This window comes from Ramlibacter sp. P4_H7 (genome assembly GCF_056400765.1).
Genome location: NZ_JBFUKP010000009.1, coordinates 96,954 through 109,008, shown reverse-complemented (window position 1 = coordinate 109,008; position 12,055 = coordinate 96,954). Strand labels below are relative to the sequence as shown.

General features: G+C 68.0%; 10 protein-coding genes. 5 read left to right on the top strand and 5 right to left on the bottom strand.

The features are described from left to right. Positions 1 to 35 precede the first annotated feature (35 nt). The 3 genes from AC1DSA_RS14160 to AC1DSA_RS14150 are packed head-to-tail and all read right to left on the bottom strand — an operon-like array spanning position 36 to position 2,306. Positions 36 to 344, bottom strand: coding sequence for a hypothetical protein (locus AC1DSA_RS14160; RefSeq protein ID WP_477890194.1), 309 nt, complete (start codon positions 342 to 344; stop codon positions 36 to 38). After that, a complete protein-coding gene (locus AC1DSA_RS14155) occupies positions 341 to 781 on the bottom strand; it encodes a DNA polymerase III subunit chi (protein ID WP_477890192.1) in 441 nt (146 codons plus the stop codon). The genes AC1DSA_RS14160 and AC1DSA_RS14155 overlap by 4 nt, the downstream gene beginning before the upstream one ends. Positions 782 to 785: 4 nt before the next feature. Next, positions 786 to 2,306, bottom strand: a complete 1,521-nt coding sequence (locus AC1DSA_RS14150) for a leucyl aminopeptidase (protein WP_477890191.1) — start codon at positions 2,304 to 2,306, stop codon at positions 786 to 788. Positions 2,307 to 2,349: 43 nt separating this feature from the next. Here AC1DSA_RS14150 and lptF point away from each other — a divergent pair, with 43 nt between their 5' ends. From lptF to AC1DSA_RS14125, 5 genes are all read left to right on the top strand, one after another. Next, positions 2,350 to 3,450 (top strand): LPS export ABC transporter permease LptF, encoded by a 1,101-nt coding sequence (lptF, locus tag AC1DSA_RS14145; protein WP_477890189.1) that lies wholly within the window; start codon positions 2,350 to 2,352, stop codon positions 3,448 to 3,450. Then, positions 3,447 to 4,541 carry an LPS export ABC transporter permease LptG gene (gene lptG / locus AC1DSA_RS14140; RefSeq protein ID WP_477890187.1) on the top strand — a complete coding sequence of 365 codons (1,095 nt, stop codon included), beginning with the start codon at positions 3,447 to 3,449 and terminating at the stop codon, positions 4,539 to 4,541. The genes lptF and lptG overlap by 4 nt, the downstream gene beginning before the upstream one ends. 1 nt (position 4,542) lies before the next feature. Continuing rightward, on the top strand, positions 4,543 to 4,902 hold the full coding sequence (locus tag AC1DSA_RS14135) for a sirohydrochlorin chelatase (protein WP_477890185.1): 360 nt from the start codon (positions 4,543 to 4,545) through the stop codon (positions 4,900 to 4,902). A gap of 43 nt (positions 4,903 to 4,945) precedes the next feature. Continuing rightward, on the top strand, positions 4,946 to 5,896 hold the full coding sequence (locus tag AC1DSA_RS14130) for a CysB family HTH-type transcriptional regulator (RefSeq protein WP_477890183.1): 951 nt from the start codon (positions 4,946 to 4,948) through the stop codon (positions 5,894 to 5,896). A gap of 112 nt (positions 5,897 to 6,008) precedes the next feature. Continuing rightward, positions 6,009 to 7,172, top strand: a complete 1,164-nt coding sequence (locus AC1DSA_RS14125) for a pyridoxal phosphate-dependent aminotransferase (RefSeq protein ID WP_477890181.1) — start codon at positions 6,009 to 6,011, stop codon at positions 7,170 to 7,172. 148 nt (positions 7,173 to 7,320) lie between these two features. On the opposite strand, the gene AC1DSA_RS14120 is transcribed toward AC1DSA_RS14125, so the two are convergent. Together AC1DSA_RS14120 and hrpA are read right to left on the bottom strand one after the other, a co-directional pair. Next, positions 7,321 to 8,025, bottom strand: a complete 705-nt coding sequence (locus AC1DSA_RS14120) for a Rieske (2Fe-2S) protein (RefSeq protein ID WP_477890179.1) — start codon at positions 8,023 to 8,025, stop codon at positions 7,321 to 7,323. A 95-nt stretch (positions 8,026 to 8,120) separates the two neighbouring features. Next, positions 8,121 to 12,011 carry an ATP-dependent RNA helicase HrpA gene (hrpA, locus tag AC1DSA_RS14115; protein ID WP_477890378.1) on the bottom strand — a complete coding sequence of 1,297 codons (3,891 nt, stop codon included), beginning with the start codon at positions 12,009 to 12,011 and terminating at the stop codon, positions 8,121 to 8,123. Positions 12,012 to 12,055: the final 44 nt, after the last annotated feature.

The following is a 12,055-nucleotide window of genomic DNA, read 5'->3' as shown; positions in this document are numbered from 1 at the left end:
GGTCGTCAGCGAACTGCGAGCTTCGTTGCTCCGCCTCAAACGCCCGAGCCGCTTCCCGGTTGACGCGCCCGCATCTCTTCGGCGACAGCTTCGGCCACGACCTCCCGCACGACCGACTCCAGGCGTTCACGCAACAGGGGCAGCAGCGCGCTGGTCTGCTCGAGGATCACGGTGGCGAGTTCCTCGCGCAGGCGCCGGTCCAGCGCCAGGTCCACGCGCTGCAGGACGCGCTGCGCGAGCTGCTCCTGCGACACGGAGGGCGTGGCGGGAGCCAGCGGCACCGGGCCGGATTGCACGACCTCGGTGAGGGTGGGCACGAAACGGGGCGGCGTCCGGTTGGTCATGCACCGGACTCCCGCTGCGCGAGGTCGTGCCGCTGGATGGCGTAGCCGCGGTCCGCGTAGTGCTTCCAGCGCACGCGTGCCTGCTGCCGGTCGCCGTCGTCCTGGCTGACCACCTCGATCAGTCGCTCGAAGCGTTCGAAGCCTTCCGGCACGCCTTCGCCCAGGTTCACCAGCACTTCCTGGTGCGGGGTGCCCCGGGGCGTATCGGCCAGCACCACCGGCGAGGCGGAGAGCACCTGCGCGTCGGCCGATGCGGCATGGCAATGCGGAATGAATTCGAGCGCGGAAAAGGTCCACAGCTCCGTGTCGAGCGTGCGCAATTGCTGGGACTCCCCCGTCACCACCACCTTCGACCCCGCCCCCGTGGCCTTGCGCAGCAACCTGCAGGCGTAGGCCAGCTTGTCGGGCACGTTGAAGTGGAAGGCGACCTCGGTCATGGGATCAGCTGGCGCGGGCCTTGCCCCTGCCCGCCTTCGCCCGGGCGGTCGGGCGCCTGGCCACGGCGGCTCCCTTGCCTCCGAAGCCGGACTCCTGCGCGATCAGGTACTCCACCAGCAGCCCCACGGGACGGCCCGTGGAACCCTTGGCCGAGCCGCCCTTCCAGGCGGTGCCGGCGATGTCGAGGTGGGCCCACGGATAGTTCTGGGTGAAGCGGTGCAGGAACTTGGCCGCCACCACCGCGCCGCCGGCGCGCCCGGCCACGTTGGCCACGTCGGCGAAGTTGGACTTGAGGCCTTCCGCATATTCGTCGTCCAGCGGCAGGCGCCAGCACGGGTCGAGCGCCGCGTCGCCCGCCGCCAGCAGCTGCTGCGCGAGGTCGTCGTCGGTCGCGAACAACCCGCTGCGAACCCCGCCCAGGGCGACGACGCAGGCGCCGGTCAGCGTGGCGACGTCGATCACCGCGCGCGGCTTGAAGCGTTCCGCGTAGCTCAGCGCGTCGCACAGGATCAGCCGGCCTTCCGCGTCGGTGTTCAGCACCTCGATGGTCTGGCCGCTCATGCTGGTGAGGATGTCCCCGGGCTTGTACGAAGCGCCATCGGGCATGTTCTCGCAGCTGGGGATCAGGCCGACGACGTTCAGCCTGGGCTTGAGCTCCGCCAGGGCGCGGAAGGTGCCCAGCACGCTGGCCGCGCCCCCCATGTCGTATTTCATTTCGTCCATCTCGGCCGAGGGCTTGATGGAGATGCCGCCGGTGTCGAAGGTGATGCCCTTGCCCACCAGCACGATGGGCGCGTCGCCCTTGCCGGCGCCCTCGTAGCGCAGGGTGATGAAGCGCAGCGGCTCTGCCGACCCCTTGGCGACGCCCAGGAAGGACCCCATGCCGAGGCGGGCGACCTCCTTGGGACCGAACACCTCCACCTTCAGCCCATGCGCCTTGGCGAGCTTGGTCGCCTCTTCGCCCAACCGGGTGGGGGTGGCGTAATTGGGCGGCAGGTTGCCCAGCTCGCGGGCGAACTCGATGCCGGCGGCAGCGGCCCTGGCGCGCAGGAAAGCGGCCTTCTGCGCAGCGGCGTCCTCCACGCACACCACCACCTTCTTCAGCTCTCGGGCCTCCGGCTTGGACTTGGTCGCCACGTACACGTAGCTGCTCTCGGCCGTGCCGCAGACGGCGGCCCGCACCGCTTCCGCGCCGCTGCCGGCCGGCAGCACGATGGTCAGCTTGCGTGCGGGTGAGGAGCGCAGCGCACCGGCGGCGGCCTGCACCGCCTGGTGCAGGCGCTTGCCGGAACCGTCCCCGGCGCCGGCCAGGATCACCCGCGTCGCGGCGATGCCCTCGGGGCGGTAGGCCTGCAGCATCTTGCCCGGCTTGGGCTCGAGGTCGCGGGCCTGCAACGCAGCCGCGACGAGGCGGGAAACGGGGTCGCGCCCGCCCTGGAAACCTTCCCTGACCAGGACCAGCAGCACGTCGGTCTTCTCGTTGGCCGCACCCGCGAGGTCGAGGGTCTTGAGTTCGAAGTCCATAATCTCTTGTTGTTCATTGCGCTCGAGGCGCTTCCAGCCGCCGATGTTATTCCATTCAACCGTACGCAAGGAGCTGGCCCGGAGTTTCGGGGCCTCGCTGGTGGTGCTGGTCACCATCGTCATGACCATGACCCTGATCCGCACGCTGAGCCTCGCCAGCCGGGGCAGCGTGAATCCCGAGGAAGTGATGATGGTGATGGGCTACACCGTCCTCGGCTACTTGCCCACCATCCTCACGCTGTCGCTGTTCATCGCCATCGTCGGCACGCTCTCGCGCATGTACCGCGACAGCGAGATGGTGATCTGGTTCTCCGCGGGCCGCGGCCTCTCCACCTTCGTCGGGCCGCTGTTCCGGTTCTCCTGGCCCGTGCTGCTGGTGATCGGGCTGCTCGCGCTCTGGATCTGGCCCTGGGCCAACCAGCAGACGCAGGACCTGAAGGACCGTTACGGCCGGCGCGGTGACCTGGAGCGCGTCGCCCCCGGCCAGTTCCAGGAATCCGCCAGCGGGCGCCGCGTGTTCTTCCTGGACAAGGACACGCCCGACAACAAGTCCGGGCGCAACATCTTCATCTCCACGCTTGAGAAGGACAAGGAAACCGTCACGTCGGCGCGCAGCGGGCACGTGGAGACCATCGGCGACGACCAGTTCCTCATCCTGTCCAACGGCCAGCGGCTGGAGAACTCGCTCAAGGGCGAGGGCCTGCGCATCAGCGAGTTCGAGGTGCACGGCACGCGCGTGCGGGAGAACAACCTCATCACGGGCGAGGAAAGCCCCAGCAAGGCGCGCTCCACCCTTGCGCTCGTGGCCAACCCCACGCCCCTGAATCTCGGCGAGCTCGCGTGGCGCCTCGGACTGGCCCTGGCCGGGATCAACTTCGTCCTGCTGGCCGTGACCGTGTCCAGCGTCAACCCGCGCGTGGGCCGCAGCGGCAACCTGGTGTTCGCCCTGTTCGCTTTCGTCCTGTACTTCAACATGCTGAACCTGGGCCAGAGCTGGATCGCGAACCAGCGCATGGGCTTCGCCGCCTTCCTGCTGGTGGTGCACGGCGGCACCTTCCTGCTGGGCACGCTGTGGCTGGCCAAGCAGCACAACAACTGGGCGCTGCCGTTGCTGCTGCAGCGGATGCGCAGGCGTACCGCATGAAGACCATCCGCCGCCTCATCTACGTGGAGGTGCTGTATGCCGTGGCCTTCGTGAGCATCGGCTTCCTCGCGCTGTTCTTCTTCTTCGACTTCGTCGACGAACTGGGCGACCTGAACCGCATGCAGCCCTACCGCCTGACGCAGGCGCTGGTGTATGTCTCGCTGCGCATGCCCAGCCACCTGTACGAGCTGCTGCCCATCGCGGTGCTGATCGGCACCATCTTTGTGATGGCGCGCTTCGCCCAGAGTTCGGAATACACCATCCTGCGCACCAGCGGCCTCGGGCCGTGGCGCGCCCTGCGCTCCCTGCTCGGGCTCGGGCTGGCCTTCACCGTGCTGACGTTCGCAAGCGGCGACTACCTCGCCCCCCTGTCCGATCGCACGGCGCAGCTGCTCAAGGCGCGCTTCGGCGGAGCGGTGTCGATCGGCACCACCGGGGCCTGGCTGAAGGAGCGCCAGCGCTATCTTTCCTACAACGTGAACGTCTATGCCATGACACCCGACGGGCACATGAGCAAGATCCGCATCTTCGAGGCGGACTCCCGCGGGCTGCTGGTGTCGATCACGCAGGCGCCGCGCGCGACCTTCGGCGAAGGCGGCTGGGTGCTCGAGGACGTGGAACGCAGCGAATTCAACACCCAGGACGGGTCCGCGCGGGTCGAACGCGTGAAGCTGCCCACGATGCGCTGGCCCACCGAGATCACGCAGGAGATGGTGTCCGTGGCGCTGCTCAAGCCCGACCGCATGAGCACGATCGCGCTGTTCGAGTACATCCGGCACCTGGAGGCGAATTCGCAGACTTCCCAGCGCTACGAGATCGAGTTCTGGCGCAAGGTGTTCTATCCCCTCAGCTGCCTGGTGATGGTGGTGCTGGCGCTGCCCTTCGCCTACCTGCACTTCCGTTCGGGCGGCATCACGAGCTACGTCTTCGGCGGCGTGCTGATCGGCATCAGCTTCTTCCTGCTGAACAACGTGTTCGGCTACATCGGCAACCTGCAAAACTGGGTGCCCTGGGTCGCCGCCGGGGCCCCGGGCTTCATCTACACGCTGCTGTCGCTCGGCGCCTTCAGCTGGCTGGTGCTGCGGCGCTGAAATGGGCAAGGCCATCGTCCTGTTCGGCCACGGCTCGCGCGACCCGCTGTGGCGCCTGCCGATGGAGACCGTCGCCGCCCGCCTGCGCACCCTGCAGCCCGGTACGCCGGTGCGTTGCGCCTACCTCGAGCTGGATGCGCCGGACCTGCCGCAGGCCGCTGGCGAGCTCGCGGCAGGCGGCGCGCGCACCATCACGATCGTCCCGATGTTCCTGGGCACCGGACGCCATGCCCGCGAAGACCTGCCCGCGCTGGTGCAGGAACTGCAGGCCCGCCATCCCCTGGTCAGCTTCGTGCTGCAGAAGCCGGTCGGCGAGGACGGCCGGGTCGTGGACCTACTGGCAAAGATCGCATTGGAATAAGAAGCTTTGGCATAATGAATTTCTGCCTTAGAAGAAATTCAGTATGAATCTGCATCAGTTTCGCTTCGTGCAGGAGGCGGTGCGGCGCAACCTGAACCTGACGGAAGCGGCCAAGGCGCTCCACACCTCCCAGCCGGGGGTGTCGAAGGCGATCATCGAACTCGAGGAAGAGCTCGGCGTCGAGATATTTGCCCGGCACGGCAAGCGCCTGAAGCGGGTGACCGAGCCCGGACAGCACGTGCTCAAGAGCATCGAGCTGATCATGCGGGAAGTGGGCAACCTCAAGCGGATCGGCGAACAGTTCAGCGCCCAGGACAGCGGCACCCTCTCGATCGCGACCACCCACACGCAGGCCCGCTACGTCCTGCCGATTCCCGTGGCCAAGCTGCGCGAGGCCTATCCCAAGGTCAGCGTGAGCCTGCACCAGGGCTCGCCCGACCAGGTGGCGCGGATGGTGCTCGACGAGATCGCGGAAATCGGCATCGCCACCGAATCGCTGGGCGACTACCCCGACCTCGTGACCCTGCCCTGCTACGAATGGCAGCACGTGCTGGTGCTGCCACAGGCGCACCCGCTGGCCAAGAAGGAGCGCGTGACGCTCGAGGACATCGCGGCGGAACCGCTGGTGACCTACCACCCCAGCTACACCGGCCGCACCCGCATCGACGGCGCCTTCGCGCAGAAGAAGTTGAAGCCGCGCATCGCCCTGGAGGCGATCGACTCCGACGTCATCAAGACCTATGTGCGCCTGGGCCTGGGCATCGGCATAGTCGCCGAGATGGCCGTGAAGGACGACCTGGGCAGCACCAACGCGGACCTCGCGGTGCGCCCGCTGGGCCACCTGTTCGGACAGAACCTGGCGCGCGTCGCGTTCAAGCGCGGCGCCTACCTGCGAAACTTCGTCTACCGGTTCGCCGAACTGCTGGCGGACCGGCTGGACCGCAACCTGATCGCCAAGGCCATGGCCGGCCACGGCAACGACTATGAGATGTGACCAACCCCCGAAGCGGCCTGCGGCCGCCTCCCTCTCGAAGGGGCGCCACCAGCGGCCCGGCGAAGCCGGTTCCGCGGTGGCCCTGGATCAAGCCTGAGCGATACCGACCATGATGAGCACGACCGAACGCACCCCGCCCATCCAGACCAAGTTTCCCACCATGGGCACCACCATCTTCACGGTGATGTCCGCCCTGGCCGCCGAAAAGGGAGCCGTGAACCTGGGCCAGGGCTTCCCCGACTTCGATTGCGACCCGCGGCTGGTCGACGGCGTCACCGACGCGATGAAGAAGGGCCTGAACCAGTACCCGCCCATGACCGGCATCGCGCCGCTGCGCGAGGCCGTGGCCGCGAAGGTGGAGTCCCTGTACGGGCGCAGGTACGACCCGGCCAGCGAGATCACCATCACCGCCGGCGCGACGCAGGCCATCATCACCTGCGTGCTGGCCATCGTGAAGCCCGGCGACGAGGTGATCGTTCTGGAGCCCTGCTACGACAGCTACGTGCCCAACATCGAGCTGGCCGGCGGCAAGGTGGTGCGCGTGCCGCTGGTGCCGGGCACCTTCCGGCCGGACTTCCCCAAGATCGCCGCCGCGCTCTCGCCGAAAACGCGGGCGATCCTGATCAACTCGCCGCACAACCCCAGCGGCACGGTCTGGACGCGCGCCGAGATGCTGCAGCTGCAGGATCTGCTGGCGCCCACCGACGTCTTCGTGATCAGCGACGAGGTCTACGAGCACATGGTGTTCGACGGCCAGCTGCACCAGAGCGCCGCGCGCTTTCCGGGCCTGGCGGCGCGGTCGCTGATCGTTTCCAGCTTCGGCAAGACCTACCACGTGACCGGCTGGAAGGTCGGCTACGTGGCCGCGCCCGCCGTGCTCTCGGCCGAATTCCGCAAGGTGCACCAGTTCAACGTGTTCACGGTGAACACGCCGATGCAGTACGGCCTCGCGAGCTACATGGCCTCGCCGGATCCCTACCTGCAGCTGCCGGCCTTCTACCAGCACAAGCGCGACCTGTTCCGCGAAGGCCTCGCACGCACCCGCTTCCAGCTGCTGCCCAGCGAGGGGACCTACTTCCAGTGCGTGGAGATCTCCAAGGTCAGCGACCTGAAGGAAGACGAATTCTGCAAGTGGCTCACCAGCGAGATCGGCGTCGCCGCCATCCCGCTGTCCGCCTTCTACGGCAACGGCTTCGACCAGCGCGTCGTGCGCTTCTGCTTCGCCAAGAAGGACGAGACCCTGCGCACCGCGCTGGACCGGCTGGCCCGGCTCTGAACAGGGATCCCCCGCGCAGCGGCGGGTGGACCGCGCGGAATAGCATGCAGCGCGGTCCCTCCTGTGAAGGGGATCCGGCTTTGCCGGTCCTCTTCACACCGATCAGGCCACTTTGAAAAGTCGCCCGCGACTTTTCAAAGTGAAGAACTCAACACTGGATCGCGTTCTTGCAGAACCGGTCCAGTTCGCGCACCACGGCCTGCGCCACCACCGCATTCTTCGCCCTGGGGCCGACGTCCAGGCTGAGCTTCATCTCGTACTTGCGGAAGAACTCGTCGAACAGTTCGCCGCCGAGCGTGGCATAGGCCGTGAGCGTGTCGGCCTTGGCATCGTGCTGGAGCAGCACTGCACACAGCGGTTGCCGGGCCGGGCCGGACAGCACTTGCGCGCCGCGCGCGGGGTCGTACTGGCTGTGCTCCGCGCAGCAGTGGATCAGCCCGTCCTGCACGCCGCGCTGCGCCCGCGTCTTGCGGAAGCTGATGAAGCTCACGTCCCTGGTCGGGTACACCAGCTGGTGCGCACAGATCGCTGAATACGCGACGACGCTGCGGTTGCGGCCCACGCCGCCCGGCCAGCTGTACGAGTTGCGTTCCTGGGTGCTGAGGGTCGTGGCCGCCAGCGGCTTGCCGAGATCCAGCAGGAACACGGGCGTGGCCTCGAAGGGATAGTGGAAGACGTAGTTGACCTGCGGCTTCAGGTCCGACGCCTTCAACGGATCCCCGCGCTCGTTGACCAGCAGTGCCTTGCCGTACTCCCTCGGTGGGGCGTTGGCCGCATAGGCGGACAGGGCGGATGCGGCGGAAAGGCCCGCGGCGCCGGCCGTGCATGAGCCGAGGAAACTGCGTCTGTCCATGCGTGATCCCCTTTGCCGGCTGCAAGTGTGCCGGGAGCCATGCCCGGGCGTATCCGGTTTTCTACCGCGAACGTGGGTATCGGTGCGGGGCGGCGTCAGCTTTGCAACTGGCTCCAGACCTTGTCCAGGCGCTTGACGCTCACGGGCTGCGGCGTGCGCAGCTCCTGCGCGAAGAAACTGATGCGCAGCTCCTCCAGAAGCCAACGAAAGTCTTCCATTCGCTCGTCCACCGCACCCTTGCGCTCGGCCACCAGGCGCCAGTAGCGCTGCTCCTGCGGCTTCAGCTCGGCCAGCCGGGACGCATCACGCGCCGGATTGGCCCGCAGCTTGTCCAGCCGCAGCACGATGCCCTTGAGGTAGCGCGGCAGGTGCTGCAGCCGCGGCCAGGGCGTGACCGCCAGGAAGCGCTTGGGCACGAGCCGCTGCAGCTGCTGCAATGCATCGGCCGTCGTTTCCTGCTGGATCCGGGTGTCCTTGATCTTGCGGGCGGCGGCTGCGTGGTCGGCGAGGATCGTGGCGGCGAGCCGCGCGACCTCGTTGGCGATCAGCGTGAGGCGGCCCCGGCCCTCCTCCAGCCGGCGCTGGAAGTCCGCGGCGTTGGCCGGCAGCGGGTCGAGCAGGAAGGCGCGGTCCAGTGCGACCTCGAGGATCTGCTCGCGCAGTTCTTCCAGCGTGCCCAGCGGCATGAAGGCAACGGCCATCTTCTGCAAGTCCGGGAGGTTCTTTTCCAGGTACTTCAGCGCGTCGCGCAATTGCAGCGCGAACAGCCGCCGCAGTCCGCCGCGGTGCCGCGCGGCCGCGACCTCGGGTTCGTCGAACACCTCGATCGTGACCGCGTCGCCCTTGTCGATCAGCGCGGGAAAGCCGACCAGGCTGGTACCACCCTTGCGGATCTCCATCAACTCCGGCAGTTCGCCGAAGGTCCAGGCCGTGTAGCGCTTTTCTCCTCCCCCCTCCGGGGGGAGGTTGGGAGGGGGGCTGGCCCGGTCCTTCTCTGGCGATGGCGTGCCCCCAGCCCGCCCTCCCCCAGAGGGGGAAGGAGAAACTTCCTCAGGCTCCGAAGCGGCCACCTTCAGCCCCGCCAGCGCCTGGAACGCGCCGCGCGCCTTCGCTCCCAGTTCCGCCTTCAGCGCTCCGAGATTGCGTCCCATGCCCAGTTGCCGGCCGTGTTCGTCCACCACGCGGAAATTCATGAACAGGTGGGCCGGCACCATGTCCAGCTTGAAGTCCGTGCGCTTCACGTCCAGGCTGGTGGCCTCGCGCACCTGCTTCAGCAAGGCATCCGTGAGGCTTCCGTTGGCATGGCGTTCGGGCGCGGACAGCACCTCCGCCAGCCGCGCGGCGGATTCGGGCAGCGGCACGAAGCGCGAGCGCGGCTTCTGCGGCAGGCTCTTCAGCAGCGCCTGGATCTTGTCCTTGAGCATGCCGGGCACGAGCCACTCGGCGCGTTCCTCGGCGACCTGGTTCAGCACGAACAGCGGCACCGAGACGGTGATGCCGTCGCGCGGATCGCCCGGCTCGTGCAGGTAGGTGGCGCTGCAATCCACGCCCCCGAGCTTCACCGTCTTCGGGAAGGCATTCGTGGTGATGCCGGCGGCCTCGTGCCGCATCAGCTCGTCGCGCGTGAGCTTCAGCAGGTCCGGTTTGCCGCGACCGGCCTGCCGGTACCAGGCTTCGAAGGTGGCGCCGCCGAACACGTCCCTGGGCACCTGCTGGTCGTAGAAGGCGTAGATCAGTTCCTGGTCCACCAGCACGTCCTGGCGGCGCGACTTGTGTTCCAGTTCCTCGACCTGCCGCACCAGCTTCTGGTTGGCCGCGAGGAATGGCAGGCGTGTCTCCCACTCGCCCGCCACCAGTCCTTCCCGCAGGAAGATCTCGCGTGCGCCCTGCAGGTCGGCGCGCGCGAAAGGCACGCGGCGACCGCTGTAGATCACCAGGCCGTAGAGCGTCGCGCGTTCCAGCGCCAGCACCTCGGCCGCCTTCTTCTCCCAATGCGGATCGAGCAACTGCTTCTTCAGCAGGTGACCGGCGACCTCCTCCACCCACTGCGGCTCGATGTTGGCAATGCCGCGGCCGAACAGGCGCGTGGTCTCCACCAGTTCGGCGCAGACGATCCACCGGCCCGGACGCTTCTTCAGGTGCGCCCCAGGATGGCGGTAGAACTTGATCCCGCGCGCGCCGAGATAGGCCTCGTCGTCCTCCAGCTTGAAGCCGATGTTGCCCAGCAGGCCCGACAGCATGGACTTGTGCAGCTGCTCGTAGCCGGCGGGCTGCGCGTTCATGCGCCATTTGTGCTCGGTCACCACCGTCAGCAGCTGGCTGTGCACGTCGCGCCACTCGCGCACGCGGCGCACGTTGATGAAGTTCTGCCGCAGCAGCTGTTCGTACTGGCGGTTCGACAGCTTGTGTTCCTTGCCGTGCCCGCCGCGCGCCTCCTCCAGCCATTGCCAGAGCCGGAAGTAGCCCGAGAACTCGCTCTTCTCGTCGTCGAACTTGGCGTGCTGCTGGTCGGCCTGCGCCTGCAGCTCCATCGGCCGGTCGCGCACGTCCTGCAGCGACAGCGCCGCGGCGATCACCAGCACCTCCTGCAACGCGCCCCGTTCGCGCGCCTCCAGGATCATGCGGCCGACACGGGGGTCGAGCGGCAGCCGCGCGAGTTCCGCGCCCATGGCCGTGAGCTCGTTGTCGTCGTCCACCGCGCCGAGCTCGTTGAGCAGCTGGTAGCCGTCGGTGATGGCCCGTCCCGAGGGCCGGTCGATGAAGGGAAACTCTTCCACCACGCCCAGGCGCAGCGACTTCATCCGCAGGATCACGCCCGCCAGCGAGGAACGCAGGATCTCGGGATCGGTGAAGCGTGGCCGGCCCGCGAAGTCCTGCTCGTCGTACAGCCGGATGCAGATGCCGTTGGCCACGCGGCCGCAGCGGCCCGCGCGCTGGTTCGCCGCCGCCTGGCTGACCGGCTCGACCAGCAACTGCTCCACCTTGCTGCGAAAACTGTAGCGCTTCACGCGCGCCGTGCCGGTGTCGATCACGTAGCGGATGCCCGGAACGGTGAGCGAGGTCTCGGCGACGTTGGTGGCCAGCACGATGCGGCGGCCCGTGTGCCCGTCGAAGACGCGGTCCTGCTCCTGCTGCGACAGCCGCGCGAACAGCGGCAGCACCTCCGCGTTGCGCGTCATCACGTCGTGCGCGAGATGCCTGCGCAGGTGGTCGGCCGCCTCGCGGATTTCGCGCTCGCCCGGCAGGAACACCAGGATGTCGCCCGGAGCATTGCCGCGCCAGAGCTCGTCGACCGCATCGGCGATCGCGTCGTTCAGGTCGTGGTCGCGCGTTTCCTCGAAGGGGTGCCAGCGCTGCTCCACCGGAAAGGTCCGGCCCGACACGTAGATGACCGGCGCGGGAACAAGTGGCCCCCAGTCTCCGCGCTTCGCGTCGTCGCCACCCCCCGAGGGGGCGTCGCCCGGCTTGGGACGGCCCGGCGCCGGGCGGGTCCTGGACGCGAAGTGCTGAGCGAAGCGCTCGGCATCGATGGTGGCCGAGGTCACCACCACCTTCAGGTCGGGCCGCCGCGGCAGCAGCTGGCGCAGGTAGCCCAGCAGGAAGTCGATGTTGAGGCTGCGCTCGTGCGCCTCGTCGATGATGATGGTGTCGTAGGCGTTGAGCAGCGGGTCCGACTGCGTCTCGGCCAGCAGGATGCCGTCGGTCATCAGCTTGACCGAGGCATCGCGCGCCAGCCGGTCCTGGAACCGCACCTTGTAGCCCACCACCTCGCCCAGCGGCGTCTCCAGCTCCTCGGCGATGCGCTTGGCGACGCTGGAGGCTGCGATGCGCCGCGGCTGCGTGTGGCCGATCAGCCGACCCTTGCCCTCCGGTGCGTTGAGCCTGCCGCGGCCCATCGCCAGCGCGATCTTGGGCAGCTGCGTCGTCTTGCCCGAGCCGGTCTCGCCACAGACGATGACCACCTGGTGGGCCGCGATGGCCTCCATGATCTCCTCGCGCTTGGCGGAGACCGGCAGGTTGTCGGGAAAGC